Origin of the sequence: Bacillus sp. R86525, from assembly GCF_042466195.1 — a bacterium.
Lineage (GTDB): Bacteria > Bacillota > Bacilli > Bacillales > Bacillaceae_G > Bacillus_A > Bacillus_A nitratireducens.
On the sequence record NZ_JAXHPX010000007.1, the window covers coordinates 3803086 to 3820202 of the forward strand.

Genomic DNA, 17117 nt, shown 5'->3' on the forward strand with positions numbered 1-17117 from the left:
TTATTTGTTCAAGGGGATTTTCTTCACTATATTGCTTCTTTCTCTCTCGCCATGTTTAACGGAACAGGATGTTTCATACGATTCATCGTAAATACGATAATTGCTGTCAATACTTCTGCTACTGGCATAACGAGCCAAATTCCGTTTATACCAAATAATTTCGGCATAATCCATAACAATGGAATAATAAATAGTAAACCTCTGCTCATTATTATAAGTACTGATTTTTTCGTTTGTCGCACTGATTGGAAGTATTCTCCATATACAATGTTATAGCCTAAAAATACATATTGAATAAAGAATAAACTAATACCTGTTAACGTTAACTCCAGTAGTTCTGGCGATTGAACATCAAATAAACCAATAATATATTTCCCGAAGAATAAACCGATGACAATTGCAATACCTCCGAGTACTACTGCAATTTTTACAGCGAACTGCAATCCTTCACGTAATCTTTCTGATAAATTTGCACCATAATGGAAACTAGCAATTGGTTGTAATGCTGCTCCAACACCGAAGAATAATAGTAATGCCATCGCATGAATACTATTCACCATCGCATAGGAAGCGACTCCTACTTCTCCTGCATATTGAACGAAAGCAATGTTAAAACCAATCGTTACAATTGCAACTGTACTTTCTGCTGTAAAACTCGGGAAACCAATCACCATAATTTGTTTAATCGTATCCCATTCAAAATGGAATTTCGTCCATTTTAAAATACTACTTTTTCTAAAGAAGTGAGATAATAATACGAGGAAACCAATCGCTGCTGAAAGAATAGTCGCTGAAGCAGCACCTGTTACGCCCCATCCAAAGATGAAAATAAAGATATAATCAAACACTATATTTAATACAGCCGTTACAACAAGACCCGCCATTGCTAAATTAGGATTTCCGTCATTTCGTATAAATGTACTTAAAATATTTTCTAACACGTATATCATTCCAAACGTTAATAACACGTGTAAATAGTCTAACGCATATGGTAAAATCACTTCATTTGCACCGAAGAAGTATGCTATATCTTCTATTCTCCATAAGCAAATAGCTGCTAAACCAGCTACGATAATAACTGCCACTGTCATAGATTGAGTAAAAATAGACCTCGCTCTTTCCAGTTTATTTTCCCCTAGTGCAATGGAATATAACGTTGCTCCACCCATTCCAATCCATAATGAAATAGAGAAGAAAATTGAAAACGCTGGAATAGCTACGTTTACTCCTGCCAAGCCGTTTGCGCCAACTCCTCTACTAATCATGACCGCATCAATCACAATATTAACCGACATTAATACCATTCCAAGAACAGCTGGTATTAAATAAGTAATAAATAAACTTTTAATTGGTTTTTCTCTTAATTTTTCTGTTGTTTCCATCATATAAATGCTCCTTTTTCAATGCTCTGTTCACAGTTTAAACCTTCAAGTTACTTGAAGGTCAATAGAGAATCAAAAAATATATAAGCCTATTTTTTATTTATTTTTTAACAACAGGTATTTGAATTTCCGTTACTTGCTCCTTCGGATTTTCTGTTACAGACCAGTCAATTAACGCAAGCTCAAGTGCATCTCCGCTTACTTCGTATCCTTCGTTATCAATGTGCTTTAATAATTCCGTATACGTTGCGTCTGTTTCTTCATATGGTCCATGGTGATAAGAACAAGCAAATAAACCTTCTTTAATTTCATCAGAAGTCTGAACTTGAAAAGGCATATAATCCAAAAGAATAAAAATACTACTATACGCTTGAAACTCATGTTGAATTAATGCTTTTTTTGAAACTGTTACACCGATATCTCCTGAAAATACACTATTATCAATTTGCTTCATATTTTTTTGCAGCGAATGGATATAATATTCAAACATATCATCTGTTGTATTGGGTGCAACCGCAATTGCTGTTATTTTTCTCTTCGATATCTTTTTAATTACAATTCGATCTGCTTCCGCTTTCGTCGCTTTCTTCATTAAATGAATTTTATGTTCCATTTTTGCCAAAGCATACTCGATTTCTCTTTGCTTTTTTCGCATCATTTCTTGTTGTTTTTCTAGTAAATTCAGCGCATAAGACGGATTCCGTTCATCAATATATTTTTTTATTTCCTTTAATGAGATATTTAATTGGCGTAAAAATTTAATTGTATCTAATAGTGAAAACTGATCGATTGTGTAATAGCGATAATTGGTTTGCGGATCAACAATTGACGGATGAAAAATTCCTTTCTCGTCATAATAACGTAATGTAGATTCCGCTATATTATGCATTTTTGCCATTTCTCCAATGGTAAAACGTTTATTTAATAACATTTTTCTTTCTCCATTCATTATATGTAAACTTTATTACTTCCTATTATATATCTATATCTCCCATTTCTAAAACGAATCCTCTCATGAAAATCTGCTATTTTTTCATTGATTTTTAATAAATTTTATTATATATTAATTACAGGTTCAAATTACGAGTTCAAAAGAACTTGTAATCAGACCCTTTGTTTAATGGGTTTTACATATTTTCATTAGGCAAATTCCGAGAAATCGTATGATAAAAATAAAAATGATGAGGAGAGGATCCGATGGAATTCGAATTTTTCTTTCAAATTGCACTTATTTTATTAAGTACAAAGCTTGCTGGTGATCTTAGTGTTAGATTAGGTCAACCTTCTGTACTAGGTAAATTAATTGTCGGTATCGTTATCGGTCCAGCTGTATTCGGTTGGATTGAAAATTCAGAGCTTTTAACACAATTAAGTAATGTCGGTGTTATTCTTTTAATGTTTATGGCAGGACTTGAAACAGACTTAGAAGAATTAAACGCAAATCGTAATTCTTCTTTAGCTGTTGCACTTGGAGGTATCATTCTTCCATTCGTAGGTGGTTACGTTTCTGGTCTTGTTATCGGAATGGAACAAGGAAATGCTGTATTTTTAGGATTACTTCTATGTGCGACAAGTGTTAGTATTTCCGTACAAACACTTCGCGATTTAGGTAAGATGAAAACACGTGAGAGTACGACGATGCTTGGCGCTGCTGTATTTGATGACATTCTTGTTGTTATTTTATTAGCATTCGCAATGAGCTTCTTAGGTACAGACGATGTTAACTTAACAATGATTATCTTGAAGAAAGTTGTATTCTTCGCTTCTATTATTTTAATCGGATGGAAAGGTGTTCCTGCGATCATGCGCTGGTTATCGCCACTACGCGTATCTGAGTCTATCGTGAGCGCGGCTCTTATCATCTGTTTCTCATTCGCATATTTCGGTGAACTATTAGGAATTGCTGGTATTATCGGTGCTTTCGCAGCTGGTATCGCTATTTCTCAAACGAACTACAAACATGAAGTAGAAAAGAAAGTAGAACCAATTGCTTACGCTATGTTCGTTCCAGTGTTCTTCGTTAGTATCGGGATGAATATTACATTTGACGGTATTGGCGATCAAATTTGGTTCATCTTAGCATTAACAGTAATTGCTGTATTAACGAAACTAATTGGTTGTGGATTCGGTGCACGAATGACTGGATTTGACGCAAAGTCTTCTGCAATTATCGGCGCTGGTATGGTTTCTCGTGGTGAAGTTGCTCTTATCATCGCAGGAACAGGACTTTCTTCTGGCCTATTAGCACAAGATTACTTTACAGCTATCGTTATTGTCGTTATTTTAACTACAATGATTACACCACCAATGTTAAAATACACTTTTGGTGCAAAAGATAAAGCAATGAAAGCAAGTAAATAAGTTTCATATAATAAAAGGAGATTGCTATCTTATAAGATAGCAATCTCCTTTTTCATTTTATCTTTAAACAATTCCATTCATTTTTAACCAGTTTTCAAATATATATCGTGCTTCTTCATCATCAATATCATTACTAAATGAATACACCTTAATGCCATAATCATCTATATATTCACCTAGCTTCATTTCCTCCACTTTTTTGTAAAAATCATCTACCTCATAGTGTGGAATATAGGCATCCCAAATTGGTTCATTTATTCTTTTATACGCTGTCACTTCTAAATCATATCCATCTTCATAATATCCGATGTGATAATGTTTACTAGGATCATATTTCTCCATTAATATCCCTTCCTTTAAAAAGCTATCCTATTTCACGTAATAAACAAAAGCGAGCTGTATATTACAGCTCGCTCAATTAATTAAATACGCTCCATCGCCGTCTTCAACGTACCAACAACGAAAGCAATTTCTTCACCTGATATAACGAGCGGCGGTGCCAATGTTAAGACATTATTATATCCTGCTGTTGTCATACCGTTACGCCCAATAATAAGTCCTTTTTCTTTACAGGCATTTACAACAGTTGCGATTTTATCATTATCAATTGGCTCTTTCGTTTCTTTATCATTTACTAGTTCGATCCCAACTAATAGCCCTTTCCCTCTAATATTCCCAACAAGTGGATGTTCTCCGATTTCTTCTTTTAATTGCTCTAATAAAAGTGAACCCATTTGTGCAGAGCGCTCGATTAAATTTTCATTTTCCATAATCTCTAAATTTTTAAGCGCTAATGCACAAGCCGCTGGGTTTCCACCAAATGTATTAATATGGCGGAAGAATTCATATTCTCCCGTTCCTTTAAATGCTTCATAAATTTCCTTTTTCACAGCTGTTGCTGATAATGGTAAGTATGCGCTCGTAATACCTTTTGCCATCGTAACGATATCAGGCTTAACGTCATAGTTCATAAACCCAAATGCTTTTCCTGTACGCCCAAAACCACAAATAACTTCATCGCTAATGAGTAGTGCCCCGTGTTTTTGACATGTTTCGTGAACAGCTTTCATATAGTCTTGTGGCGGCATTAAAATACCTCCACCTGTAATGATTGGCTCCATAATAAATGCTGCTATCGTTTCACTTAATTCCCATGTCATGACACGATCGACTTCTTTTACACACTCTACATCATAAATATTTTGTGATTCCATTTCTGGCATACGGTAACAATCTGGAGGCGTTACGTGTAAAAATCCTGAAGCAAACGGCTCATATTGATATCTACGCTGCGCTTGTCCTGTCGCTGCCATTGTCGCCATTGTATTTCCATGATATCCGCGGTAACGTGACATAAACTTATAACGATGCGGTTCACCTTTTTGAGCATAATATTGCCTTGCTATTTTAAAAGCTGTTTCATTCGCTTCTGATCCACTATTAGAGAAGAATATAACATACTCTCCACCAAGCCACTCGTTTAACTTTTCAGCAAGCTTTATAGCTGGCTCATGTGATTGTGACATCGGAAAGTACGATAATGTTTGCAATTGCTTATAAGCTGCCTCTGCGAGCTCTTTTCTTCCGTATCCACTATTCACACACCAAAGACCACTCATACTATCTAAATATCTTTTTCCTTGTATATCTTCAACCCAGCACCCTTCTGCTTTTGCCCCTATCATTGTATTACTTGGACTAAAGGGACGCATTCCGTGCCAAACATATTGCTCATCTTTTGCTAATAATTCATCGGTTTGTTTTGTCTTCATCATTTCTTCCACCTTCCATAACAACTTATTTTTCACAAAAGCTGCGCTGGTGCCATGATGATTTAAATTTCTCCCTGCTTATTTTCATTCCACAAAATTTTGACAAATCCTACTTACAACACAGTAATATTTATAAGAAAATGACAAAAGAAAAAGAGCTTTTCTTTTAATTCGAAAAGCTCCTCTTTTTTAATGTGAAGATGCATCACTAATACCATGACCAGTATTAGATTTCACGAGAATTTCATCAAACTTCGCTGCATCTTCTTTCTTACTAGAAAAAACAGTTCCTAAATATGCTGCAAGGAATCCAAGTGGAATTGAAACAATTCCAGGTGTCGTATATGGGAATATCGCTTCCCCGACAAAAATAGCTTTTCCAGCTATAGGATTCCAAACGTTTGGACTTAACGCTACGAGAACGATTGCTGATACAAGACCGACAATCATACCACAAATCGCTCCCGTTGTATTAAAACGCTTCCAATAAATTGTGAATAATATGACTGGTAAGTTTGCACTAGCAGCAACTGCAAATGCTAATGATACTAAAAATGCTACGTTTAATGTTTGCGCAAATAAAGCGAGTATAATAGATACTATCGCTACTCCAATAGACGCATAACGAGCCATGGAAACTTGTTCTTTTTCCGTGGATTTTCCTTTGCGAATAATCTCATTATAAAAATCATGAGCAAATGCGGATGCTGCCGTTAATACAAGACCTGCTACTACAGCTAAAATTGTTGCAAAAGCAATCGCCGATACGAATGCGAATAAGAAATCTCCACCTAACGCTTTAGCTAATAAAGGTGCTGCCATATTACCAGCTGGATTCGCTTTAATAATTGCTTCATTTCCTACAAATGCAGCTGCACCAAATCCTAAGAAAATCGTCATAATATAAAATGCACCGATTAGCCACGTAGCGTACACAACAGATTGACGTGCAGTTTTCGCATCACGTACTGTGAAAAAGCGGACAAGAATATGCGGTAATCCTGCCGTACCAAGAACTAGTCCTAAATTTAAAGAAAGTGTATCCAGACCATCTTTATACTTTACTCCTGGATTTAAAAACGATTCCTTCAATGGAGTAGCTGTTTTCATTTGAGCGAACATTTCTGTCACACTAAAATTAAATTTCGAGAAAACGATAACAGAAATAATAAATGTACCTGCCATAAGTAATACAGCCTTTACAATTTGTACCCAACTCGTAGCAGTCATACCTCCAAAAATAACGTACACTGTCATGAGTGTACCAACAATTAAAACAGATGTCGTATATTCTATTCCTAATAATAATTTAATAAGTGCACCTGCACCGACTAATTGTGCAATCATATAAAAAATTGAAATAGTCATCGTATTAAGTGCTGCAATACCACGAACCTTTTTTGCATCAAAACGCGCCGCAATCATATCTGCTAACGTATACTTCCCTAAATTTCTAAGCGGTTCTGCAACTAGATATAATACAACTAAGTAAGCAACTAAGAAACCTATACTATAAAAGAAACCATCAAATCCCGTTAACGCTATTGCTCCAGCGATACCAAGAAATGACGCAGCAGACATATAATCCCCAGCAATGGCCAGACCATTTTGCCAACCAGTTAATCCCCCTCCAGCCGTATAAAACTCACTCGCATTTTTCGTTTTTTTCGATGCGAAATACGTGATAACGAGTGTACCAAGGACGATAATTAAAAATAGTGCAAAAGCGGTTGTATTCAAAGTCAGCCCCTCCCTTGTTGCATATTTTGCAGAATTTTTTGCGAGATTTCATCAAAGGATTCTGCTTTTTTGCTATAAATCATACATAATGCCCATGTCATTATAAATTGCGCAAATGCAAATACCCACGCCCATGTAACATCACCAAATACCGGTGTATTAAGCCCCTTTGAATACGATGTTAAAATAGGTAATGTAATAAAAAAACTTAAAAAGAAAATACTCATCGGAACGATAAACTTCTTTTTCTTATTTAATAGCAATTGAAACTCTTCTGACTGAACAACCTCTGTATAATTCACCTCATTTTGTAACTTACGTGCTGACGTATCATCTCGTTTCATTATCTGGTCCCCTCTCTTACTTGAAATGAACTTCCCCCTTGTATACCTAAAGACTAAATTTTATAAATATTCAGAAACTTATTTTCATTTTAGACAATCCGTACATTCCTGCAAAGATTTTTCGATAGACATTTTTCGGCATTTTCCCCCAAGTTTTTAATATACTTTTTCACCATAAAATTCGAGTACTTCAATCCACACCAATCAAGCTTTTATTCTCGTTAAAACAGAATAAAAAAGTAGTGCTTATCGCACCACTTCTGTCTTTTTCTCTTTTTCTAAATTACGAGCTGTTTCGCTTAATTCAACTTCTTTTCCATCTTTAAGCGTTCCAAATATAAAATCGAATACTGGATTTGAAACACCAAACCAAAACTTTTCATTTTTATAATGGTGTAATATATGCTGTTTTTTTAGCCATCTTCCAAACTTAGTGAAGGGACGAATCGGCTTATGTGCAATATAATGTTTCCATTCATAAACGAGGAGCATAATAATCATTCCGATTCCAAACGAAAGTGTAACTGTAACACTTTTTGTAATGCCATATGATATAAGTAGATATATAGTAAAACTAGGTATACTAAACCATACAGGTAAAAATAAAAGTTTTAAATCATCTGGATATACGTGATGATCATAATGTAATCTTCTTAACATTTTTAATAAAAATGCGTTTTTAGGCGGCTTTAAATGGAATAAAAAACGATGTGTCATATACTCGTTAAACGTATAAAAAACAATCCCAAACAGACACGCTAACATACCGATCCATGTAAAAAATTGCATTTTTAAAATAACGATAAAAATTAATAAAATACTATACATAATAACAATATCATGTTGCAAAAAGAATTCTTTCACCACTCTCTTCATCTTTCTTCCCCCTTTTCCCAAAAAACAGCCGTAACATATCGTTACGACTATTTCTTTTCTATTTTATTCTATTCACTTTACAAATTTGCCTGCTGTTCTATTGTCGAGAAAAAAGTGTTCGGACCAAATATATTTTGCTTCGGGATAATGTGTTCTACTGCAAACACTGTTACTTCACCCCTTTGTACTTCTCCAATAATAAGCCCAAATATTTCATGATTTACCGCAAACGTTGGTTGTTTCGTTTGCAGCAACCTTGCTGCATTTTTAAATACCGCTTCATATAATGGGTTCCTGTCAGTAATTTCTTTTCGGATTTTTGGTGCTAACGTGATGATAATTTCTTTTCCGTCAATAGTGGTTCGATACATAAAAATCTCCCCTTCAATCTTATGTGAACAACTGTAAAGCTTTGTATGCAAAATGGATAGAATATCCTACTAAAATAATACCTGCTCCGGCTGTAATATAGCCAAGTGCTTTTGGTTTTAATAAAGTTCTTCCAAAATGTACAGAAAAAGCAATATTTAAGTTCCACAAAATAATACCAATAATAATGCAAAGACTGTACAAAAAAGCTTCTTGTTTCGTTACCTTTGTAAGCAATGAGCTAAGTGTACTTCCGTATATGCCAAACCAAAAAACGAGATTTAATGGGTTGGATATCGCAATTAAAAATCCCGCCATAAAGGATTGTTTAAGTCCACCTACCTCTTCTTTGTTATATTCCATATTCGAGTGGGAGATTCCTTGTTTTACACTTTGAAATCCTAAATAAAATAACAGGAAAAACCCAGTGCAGTACATAAAAGCTTGTACATATGTATACATAAACACAGAAGATAAACCAAAATAAATAAGAAGCATAAACAAAATATCAGCAGTCATTCCTCCGATTCCAACAATCCACGCATGCCAAAATCCACGTTCAATTCCACGTTTTAACATTTCAATATTAATTGGACCTACCGGTGCAGCTAATGAAATACCCAATACTATTTGTTGTATAATTGCTCCAAACATCGCTCTATCCTTTCTACTTCTTTTACTATTAAGTAATGATGCAAATATAGAAAATAGACTAGCTTTCATAAAAATTATTCACTAATACAATACCCTTTTTTATCCAAAATATACAAAAGAGCCATCCAGTTGATGGCTCTTATTTCTCTATCTATGATGAAAAGGACATTTACCTTTAATCGGTTCTATATCATCTCCAATAAAATATTGCTTCCATTCACGATGGTCAGGATCGCCATAGTGACTAATGTTAGGATGCTTCGGCAGCTGATCCCACTTTTCCACTCGCTCACGAACCATTTGTCTCGAATATGAACCTTTAGGACGATCTCCTTCTAAGCCCTCGAAAATAGTTCGTGGCTGGAATCCAATAACGAGAGAATTTCCTAAATGCCTAGTCTTTCGCTGTTTATAAGCCGGTGCATTTCCAAACGCAAATATCGGTTCACCACCAAATGAAAATTCCCATAAATAATGATCTGGATCTTCAGGAATTTGCTTCGGCCATGTTTTATCATCGTTTTCATGTAAATATTGTAGTACTTTCCAAAAATAATCTCGATAATATTCGATTGATTTCTCCTCACATTCCGGTTCTACAAAAAGAAAAAATCCTCTTCTTACAATTGGCCGTTCTTTCATTAACTCCAAAAAAGATAACATTGTATTAGGCAAATGCTCCCAATCATTATGAGAGAGAAATGAATAACGAAGTTCATTCTTTTTCAAAGCTGTTAAACCGAAATAACACGGAAAAGTTGGTTCTAGCACGACATTCGAAAAATCATGAAATTCTTTTGCAACCCAATTCGGTATGTCGACTCTATTTTTCATTCCTTCATTATCTAATAAATAAGACTCATCCATTCTTTCACCTCATTATGTACAGCTTTCATTTAAGAATATTACATACGCGGCTTGTCCTATACCTTATTAAAAATTTGAGCGGAAAGTTATTTAAAAATACAAAAAATAAAACCGCTTACTTGACTAAATTCTACCAATTCGTGTATATTTAAATTAATCATTTAGCAGAATATTCTAGAATATAGCATTTTAAAATTTTATTTTCTTTTTAATGAATTTCACTAAATGAAAAAAGTAATCGTTTTTTAGGAGGAATTGTAACATGCAAGGAAAAGTAAAATGGTTTAACAATGAAAAAGGTTTTGGATTTATCGAAATGGACGGCTCTGATGATGTATTCGTACATTTCTCTGCTATTCAAGGTGACGGCTACAAAGCTTTAGAGGAAGGTCAAGAAGTATCTTTCGACATTACTGAAGGAAACCGTGGACCTCAAGCTGCTAACGTAGTAAAACTTTAATCCAACATATGACAGGAGGTTACCTAACTTGGTAACCTTCTTTATTATTCCTTTGTATATTTCCGTTTTACAGAGCAAAAACTATGTGAAATGCGCAAAATACAAAGGAGGCAATAACAATGGGTTCACATGTAAATGATTTTGAAGAAGTAAAATTCCGTGTGGAAACTGCACAAAAAATGGTAGGTTCTGCAACCATCTCAATGGATCCGGACACATTAGAGCATGCTTCTACTGCAGTAGAAGCAGCTCGCTCTCAGCTTGAAATTATGAAATCTGTTGCAACAGATTTAGATGAGCCATTTTTAATGAATGAGGAAAAGAAATTAAGTAAGTGCGAGCATCAATTACATGAAGCAAAGCACTAAAAAACATCCAGAGAATTTTCTCTGGATGTTTTTTCATGATAACTGTTCTCCATACTTTTTCAATGTTTCTCCAACTGTACATTGTCGTATACAAAATGAATGAGCATAATACTTACTATTTGTCTTTCGATTATGTTCTCGCAAGAAACATCCTTCACAATACGTTTCTAATAAGTCATTTACCTCTGTAATGAGTTGCTTTTTATCCACCTTTGCACCTCTCTATTCGGTTATTTCTTTATGACTATCAATGACTGTTCCTTCTAATGCTTGCGTAGCTAATTGATGCGCTTCTTTATTTTGTTTTCTAGATATCGGCTCACATACAAGTTTTAGTTTCATTTGCTTCGCTTTTTGTTCAATTTGATCTAAGTAATGATTTAAATGCTCATCATAACAAGGCCATTCTCCAGCCAATTGCTGCAGTACAACTTGAGAATCACCACGAAGTGTAACTGCCTCATACTTAATCCCTAATTCCTCGAGTGTATTCATCCCGTATAATAATGCTGCATACTCCGCTTCATTATTATCATATATACCTTCTATATATGCATTACGGCGAATTCGGTATTTTGTATTTCCTTTTTTATAGTATACACATATACCTACTCCAGCTTCTTTCGTCTGTACATCATAACCCCCATCAAAATAAACAAGTATTTCTTGGGGCTCTTCTTCCACTTGTTTACTCAGCTTTTTCATTTCCTTTAATGACCATTCTGCATCCATTTCATCATAAAATGATAGTTCTTTCACTCTTCCTGTTTTCTCAAAATCCTCTGCAAATTGCATTACATCTTCTATGTTCATATAATCTGTCGTTAATCCCGTCTGTAAACCGCGCTTCGTTTTATACAACCAATGAATTTTATATTTCATACTAGATTCCCCTTATATAAGACTTCTTATATGTAGCCAGCTAATGAAAGCCTCACTTTATTTTATTATATTGTATCAAGAGTCACAGCATTATATTCAATGTGATTACATACAAAAAGAGCTATCCCTATAGGAATAGCTCTTTCATCTATTACATAAATCTTTCAAATTGCACTCGCTTATTAATCCAGTACATTACAGGCATACCAATTGCCATTACAACAAATTCACCAACTGCACAAGTTAACCAAGTCAACATAAATGGTAAATCAAATGCAAGATGAAGTTCAATTGCTATCATAAACATTGTAATTGTAAAAATAACTGTATTAAAAATCATACGAGCCCAAACACCTTTAATAAAGCGCATAGAAATAATAGTTGCAAGTAGTGCAAGAATCGATTGTCCTACTCCAAATACTAAATCATAAGCGATCATAGGTGAAAAAAAGAGATTCGTTAAAAATACACCTAATACAATCCCGTAAATTGCTTTCTTATTGAATACAACGAGATGATTAAACATCTCTGAAATACGAAACTGTACACTGGTAAAGCCAAATGGCTGAATAAGCATAGAAACAGCAATATATAATGCCGCTAAAATACCATTACCGACTAATGTTCTTATATTCATGACAAAATCTCCTTAGTTTTTTTACGTGGGATGGTTTCGAACCACGTTATTCGTTTTTAAGCAACAAGATTATATTGTACGCAATAGGCACTCTTTCGTCAATAGATTCCTATCATTTACTACCTTTTTTCTTTTGGACAACGTATAATAAAACATATGAAAGATTTAGGAGGTTTCACTTCATGACAGCAACAATTCAAAATGAAAAAGTGATCGTTTCCATTTCTGACAAAGGTGCAGAATTACAAAGCGTTCGCTTAAAAGAAGATAACACTGAATATTTATGGCAAGGCGATTCTACTTATTGGGGGCGCCGCGCACCAATTTTATTCCCAATTGTCGGCCGATTAGTAGATGATACATATTACGTAGATGGTAAACCTTATTCTTTAACACAACACGGCTTTGCTCGTGATCTTACATTCTCTGTAAAAGAACAAAGTGAAACGAAAATCACTTATATCGTTACTAGTAATGAAGAAACATTAAAAAAATACCCATACGAATTCGAATTACTCGTTTCTTATGAGCTAGACGGACAAATCGTTCATGTAACATATGAAGTAAATAATCCTACTTCAAAAGAGATGTTCTTCTCAATCGGAGCACACCCTGGTTTCAACTTCCCCTTATTAGAGGGCGAATCATTTACAGATTATCATTTATCATTTAATGGTTCTGAACGCTTAGAAACAAGCGTATTAGAAGGACCTTACCTTTCAAGTAAAAAGCAATTAATCGCTGAAAATACGAATGAATTACCACTTACATACGATTTATTCAAAAATGATGCGCTTATTTTTGAAAATATGAATACGAATGAAATCTCTATTCGTTCTCATAAACATAATAAATTTGTAAAAGTAGAATTTGATGGATTCCCATTTGTTGGCGTATGGACACCAGGCGAGAACGCACCTTTCTTATGTATTGAACCTTGGTACGGGATTGCTGATGAAGTAAATCCAGCAAAAGATTTCAAGGAAAAAAAAGGAATTCAATCTTTACAAGCGAATGAAACATTTACATGTCGTTATAGTATTACAATCGGCTAAGTTACTCTATCCCCTACTTCAAGGAAACATGTAAGTAGGGGATAATCTTATAATTTGGAGGTTTCTCATTTTGATTGAAGTATATATTGATGGTGCATCAAAAGGAAATCCTGGTCCTTCTGGTGCAGGAGTGTTTATTAAAGGGGTTCAACCAGCTGTACAATTATCATTGCCCCTTGGGACAATGTCCAATCATGAAGCAGAATACCACGCTTTACTTGCAGCATTAAAATATTGCATGGAGCATAATTATAACATTGTCTCTTTTCGTACAGATTCGCAACTTGTCGAGCGAGCTGTTGAAAAAGAATACGCAAAAAATAAAATGTTTGCACCACTATTAGAGGAAGCACTGCAGTACATACAAAGTTTCGATCTCTTTTTTATTAAGTGGATTCCAAGTAGTCAAAATAAAGTCGCTGATGAATTAGCTAGAAAAGCTATCTTACAAAATTAACGGGGGTATGAGTGTGAAAAAAGATTGGATTGCTCCTCTTGCTTTGTTATTTGTCTCTTTTATTTGGGGAGCTACGTTTGTTGTCGTTCAAAATGCTATGTCTTTTGTTGGTCCATTTACTTTTAATGGTATTCGTTTTTTATTCGCTGGAATTATTTTATTATTCGTTCAAATGATTTTCTCAAAAAAATCTTCAAAACAAGATATAAAACAGAGTAGTTTCGCTGGATTAATCGTTGGATTCTTTTTATGTGTTGGCTATGTATTACAAACATTCGGCTTACTTTATACAACTTCTTCAAAAGCTGGTTTCTTAACAGGGCTTAGTATCGTTATGGTACCAATTTTGTCTTTTATCTTTTTAAAACAAAAAGCTACCATTTTTATCGTACTTGGTATTGCTGTAGCAACAGCAGGTTTATACTTATTAACGGCTGGCGATTCTTTTCAATTAAACATTGGAGATATACTCGTTCTCGGTTGTGCAGTTGCTTTCGCTGCCCATATTCTTGTTAACGGCTTCTTTTCTAAGAAAATATCACCTTTATTGTTAAGTACGTCGCAAGTATTAGCTGTTGGTATGTTTTCTTCTATTTGCGCCTTTTTGTTTGAAGATTGGGAAAAATTACTTTCATTAGCACTATGGACGAATTCTTCCTTTTTATTTGCTCTATTTCTAACTTCCCTATTCGCGACATCCATTGCTTTTTTCATTCAAACATCGGCACAAAAACATACGTCTCCAACGAGAGTAGCAATTATTTTCGCAATGGAGCCCGTTTTTGCTGCCTTAACAGGCGTTCTCGTTGCAAATGAACAGCTTTCTATTTCTGCTATTATCGGATGTCTATGTATTTTCCTAGGTATGGTTTTTGTTGAACTACCTTCCAAAACAAAAAAAGAAGCGCGGGCTGCGTGAAGTTACGCTTGTAACTTCCGCATAAAAGCCTTAGCGCTTTTTTTATCTGTAATTTCTTCTTCTTTCAATCGTTCTAATAACGCAACAAAATAACTACCATCAAACTGTAATTGATGTTTAATTGTCGCTTCTATTGCTGCGTTCACAATTCCATCAGACGCACCGGTGTATCCTTGTCCGAACATAATAAACCCTTGTGCTTCCTCTGATAATTTAAATCCTTTCGTATGTAAGAATGAAAGATAATCTTCTACTGTTTGCATGATATTCCCACCTACTCAAAAATTCTCCACTTCTTATCATACATGTTTTTACACGCTATGAGAATGAAATTTCTTTGACAACTTTGTAAATCTATCGTCTACTTCGTAGACAAAAGAGGAGTTCCTTACAATATAAAAGAATATGTAAAGTGGAATTTATTTTATATTAAAGGGGACATCAAATGAAACAAGCACTATTAATTATCGATGCTCAGCAAGAATTAATTGATGGAAATGAACAAGAAAATGAAGTTTTTCGTAAAACCGAGCTATTATCTACACTAAATACAGCCGTACAGAAAGCAATAGATTCAAATGCCCTTATTGTTTTCGTAAGAGATATCGATGTTGCTTCTGGTAGTGGTGTAGGATTTGAAGTACATAATCAAATTAAAGTACCTCAGTCTGCAATCCTTATTAATAAAGCAGCAACAAACTCATTCTATGGCACTTCTTTACTTGAACTTTTAAAAGAAGAAAAAATTAATCATATTGTTATAGGTGGATGTAAAACAGAGCATTGCATTGACACCGCCGTTAGAACAGCTACTGTACAAGGATTTGACGTTACATTAATTAAAAATGGTCATTCCACAACTGATTCTGACGTATTGTCTGCAGAGCAAATTATTGGTCATCATAATAAAACTCTACACGGTCATTATAATGTTGATCATTTTTCTATGGTGAGAGATATCGAGGAAGATCTCTTTCAGCCAACTCACGAACAATATCGTGATTAACGAAAAAGAATCCTTCATTCAGAAGGATTCTTTTTTATCCAAAAATTTGTGCCGCAATACTATATAGCTCATTATTCCTTTTTAATAATTTATCGCTATTTTTCATCATAATTGGTGGTGTATTAACCTTTTTAAAACCAGTAATCTCTAATTCTTTCATAAAATCTTTCTTTCCTTCTGGTACATCAATTCTCAATTTACCATTATGTTCTCTTACTAAATAATGTACCATTCTCATTGCCATCGTATCATTTTTAGCAACAATTGGTCCTATTATTTTATTTTCTGGCGTTTGTATACTTATACCGTATCCTAATACATTTTGTTGTGCATCCTTTGTAACAATACATTGTTCACTTTGTATAATTCGATGCTTTAAAAACTCTTCTCTATTTGTTCCAAATGCATCTTTATCTATTTGTATTATTTCTTCTAAATCACGTTCTTCATAATTCACAATATACTCTTCATTTCCTACACAATGGTAATTCGCATTGTACGAGTTACATATGTATTTAGAAACATGACTAACAGCCCTGAATCCTAGTTTTTCATATAAAATTTTTCCCTCATCCGTAGCAATAAGCATAATGGGGGTTTGAGTTGATACGCTTTTAACACATGAATCCGTTATTATCTTTCCAATTCCTCTTCCTTTATAATCTGGATGTACAATTACCATTCCTATTGACGCTAACACTTCTCCGTATAATATAATTGCAGCGCTTGCTATAAGTTTTTTTCTCTCATTCCATACGCCGTATACAATACCGGAGTTAAAAATCGTTTCAACTTCTTCTCTGTTATAATCCCATCCAATATAAGAAGATAATGCAACAATATCCTCTGTATCTTCTTTCCTCAGACGCTCCACTCTCATTTTCAATTCAATCATTCTCCATCTCCTTATCTAGACATTTAAATCATTATTATCAAATCAACTTGTACATGTTTCCCTTTACCAGTCA

Annotated in this window: 22 protein-coding genes and 1 riboswitch; of the genes, 7 read left to right on the forward strand and 15 right to left on the reverse strand. The window is 34.4% G+C overall.

Annotation, left to right across the window (positions count from 1 at the left end; genetic code table 11):
• Nucleotides 1-26: 26 nt before the first annotated feature.
• Nucleotides 27-1382: an MATE family efflux transporter gene (locus SJY24_RS22265; RefSeq protein WP_377867299.1), complete on the reverse strand. Its 1356-nt coding sequence runs from the start codon at nt 1380-1382 to the stop codon at nt 27-29.
• Nucleotides 1383-1482: 100 nt separating this feature from the next.
• On the reverse strand, nt 1483-2313 hold the full coding sequence (locus tag SJY24_RS22270) for a MerR family transcriptional regulator (protein WP_377866228.1): 831 nt from the start codon (nt 2311-2313) through the stop codon (nt 1483-1485).
• Between the two features lie 266 nt (nt 2314-2579).
• Between SJY24_RS22270 and SJY24_RS22275 the strand changes: the two genes are divergently transcribed.
• On the forward strand, nt 2580-3743 hold the full coding sequence (locus SJY24_RS22275; RefSeq protein WP_377866229.1) for a cation:proton antiporter: 1164 nt from the start codon (nt 2580-2582) through the stop codon (nt 3741-3743).
• Between the two features lie 63 nt (nt 3744-3806).
• Here the strand turns inward: SJY24_RS22275 and SJY24_RS22280 are convergent, their stop codons facing one another.
• The 8 genes from SJY24_RS22280 to SJY24_RS22315 form a co-directional block, all read right to left on the reverse strand.
• Nucleotides 3807-4085: a DUF3986 family protein gene (locus SJY24_RS22280; RefSeq protein ID WP_377866230.1), complete on the reverse strand. Its 279-nt coding sequence runs from the start codon at nt 4083-4085 to the stop codon at nt 3807-3809.
• Nucleotides 4086-4165: 80 nt separating this feature from the next.
• Entirely contained in the window at nt 4166-5515 is a 1350-nt protein-coding gene (locus SJY24_RS22285) for an aspartate aminotransferase family protein (protein WP_377866231.1), read from the reverse strand.
• Nucleotides 5516-5704: 189 nt separating this feature from the next.
• Nucleotides 5705-7255, reverse strand: coding sequence for a solute symporter family protein (locus SJY24_RS22290; protein ID WP_377866232.1), 1551 nt, complete (start codon nt 7253-7255; stop codon nt 5705-5707).
• A gap of 2 nt (nt 7256-7257) precedes the next feature.
• On the reverse strand, nt 7258-7599 hold the full coding sequence (locus tag SJY24_RS22295) for a DUF485 domain-containing protein (protein ID WP_377866233.1): 342 nt from the start codon (nt 7597-7599) through the stop codon (nt 7258-7260).
• A gap of 246 nt (nt 7600-7845) precedes the next feature.
• Complete coding sequence (locus SJY24_RS22300; protein WP_377866234.1) at nt 7846-8475, reverse strand: sterol desaturase family protein; 630 nt, start codon at nt 8473-8475, stop codon at nt 7846-7848.
• Between the two features lie 77 nt (nt 8476-8552).
• On the reverse strand, nt 8553-8846 hold the full coding sequence (locus tag SJY24_RS22305) for a hypothetical protein (RefSeq protein ID WP_000286371.1): 294 nt from the start codon (nt 8844-8846) through the stop codon (nt 8553-8555).
• A 19-nt stretch (nt 8847-8865) separates the two neighbouring features.
• Nucleotides 8866-9498 (reverse strand): LysE family transporter, encoded by a 633-nt coding sequence (locus SJY24_RS22310; RefSeq protein WP_000466555.1) that lies wholly within the window; start codon nt 9496-9498, stop codon nt 8866-8868.
• A 147-nt stretch (nt 9499-9645) separates the two neighbouring features.
• Complete coding sequence (locus tag SJY24_RS22315; protein WP_377866235.1) at nt 9646-10365, reverse strand: YqcI/YcgG family protein; 720 nt, start codon at nt 10363-10365, stop codon at nt 9646-9648.
• A 262-nt stretch (nt 10366-10627) separates the two neighbouring features.
• Between SJY24_RS22315 and cspB the strand changes: the two genes are divergently transcribed.
• Both cspB and SJY24_RS22325 read left to right on the forward strand, forming a co-directional pair.
• Entirely contained in the window at nt 10628-10825 is a 198-nt protein-coding gene (gene cspB / locus SJY24_RS22320; RefSeq protein WP_001161729.1) for a cold shock-like protein CspB, read from the forward strand.
• 119 nt (nt 10826-10944) lie between these two features.
• Complete coding sequence (locus tag SJY24_RS22325; protein WP_000534728.1) at nt 10945-11193, forward strand: DUF2564 family protein; 249 nt, start codon at nt 10945-10947, stop codon at nt 11191-11193.
• A 33-nt stretch (nt 11194-11226) separates the two neighbouring features.
• Here SJY24_RS22325 and SJY24_RS22330 read toward each other — a convergent pair whose 3' ends face one another.
• The 3 genes from SJY24_RS22330 to SJY24_RS22340 all read right to left on the reverse strand — a co-directional run bounded on the left by SJY24_RS22330 (nt 11227) and on the right by SJY24_RS22340 (nt 12712).
• The gene (locus SJY24_RS22330) at nt 11227-11403 is read right to left on the reverse strand and encodes a zinc-finger domain-containing protein (protein ID WP_000358801.1); all 177 of its coding nucleotides are present in this window, start codon (nt 11401-11403) and stop codon (nt 11227-11229) included.
• Nucleotides 11404-11415: 12 nt separating this feature from the next.
• Complete coding sequence (locus SJY24_RS22335) at nt 11416-12075, reverse strand: ribonuclease H family protein (protein WP_377866236.1); 660 nt, start codon at nt 12073-12075, stop codon at nt 11416-11418.
• Between the two features lie 151 nt (nt 12076-12226).
• Entirely contained in the window at nt 12227-12712 is a 486-nt protein-coding gene (locus tag SJY24_RS22340; protein ID WP_001026481.1) for a QueT transporter family protein, read from the reverse strand.
• 6 nt (nt 12713-12718) lie between these two features.
• A riboswitch (PreQ1 riboswitch) is annotated at nt 12719-12763 on the reverse strand.
• Nucleotides 12764-12894: 131 nt separating this feature from the next.
• Here SJY24_RS22340 and SJY24_RS22345 point away from each other — a divergent pair.
• The 3 genes from SJY24_RS22345 (at nt 12895) to SJY24_RS22355 (ending at nt 15143) form a co-directional block, all read left to right on the forward strand.
• Complete coding sequence (locus tag SJY24_RS22345; RefSeq protein WP_377866237.1) at nt 12895-13767, forward strand: aldose 1-epimerase family protein; 873 nt, start codon at nt 12895-12897, stop codon at nt 13765-13767.
• 70 nt (nt 13768-13837) lie between these two features.
• The gene (locus tag SJY24_RS22350) at nt 13838-14224 is read left to right on the forward strand and encodes a reverse transcriptase-like protein (RefSeq protein WP_377866238.1); all 387 of its coding nucleotides are present in this window, start codon (nt 13838-13840) and stop codon (nt 14222-14224) included.
• A 13-nt stretch (nt 14225-14237) separates the two neighbouring features.
• Complete coding sequence (locus tag SJY24_RS22355) at nt 14238-15143, forward strand: DMT family transporter (RefSeq protein WP_377866239.1); 906 nt, start codon at nt 14238-14240, stop codon at nt 15141-15143.
• A gap of 2 nt (nt 15144-15145) precedes the next feature.
• Here SJY24_RS22355 and SJY24_RS22360 read toward each other — a convergent pair whose 3' ends face one another.
• Complete coding sequence (locus SJY24_RS22360) at nt 15146-15406, reverse strand: DUF6123 family protein (RefSeq protein WP_001195212.1); 261 nt, start codon at nt 15404-15406, stop codon at nt 15146-15148.
• A gap of 182 nt (nt 15407-15588) precedes the next feature.
• Between SJY24_RS22360 and SJY24_RS22365 the strand changes: the two genes are divergently transcribed.
• A complete protein-coding gene (locus tag SJY24_RS22365) occupies nt 15589-16149 on the forward strand; it encodes a cysteine hydrolase family protein (RefSeq protein ID WP_377866240.1) in 561 nt (186 codons plus the stop codon).
• Nucleotides 16150-16183: 34 nt separating this feature from the next.
• Here the strand turns inward: SJY24_RS22365 and SJY24_RS22370 are convergent, their stop codons facing one another.
• Nucleotides 16184-17044: a GNAT family N-acetyltransferase gene (locus SJY24_RS22370; protein WP_377866241.1), complete on the reverse strand. Its 861-nt coding sequence runs from the start codon at nt 17042-17044 to the stop codon at nt 16184-16186.
• Nucleotides 17045-17117 lie beyond the last annotated feature (73 nt).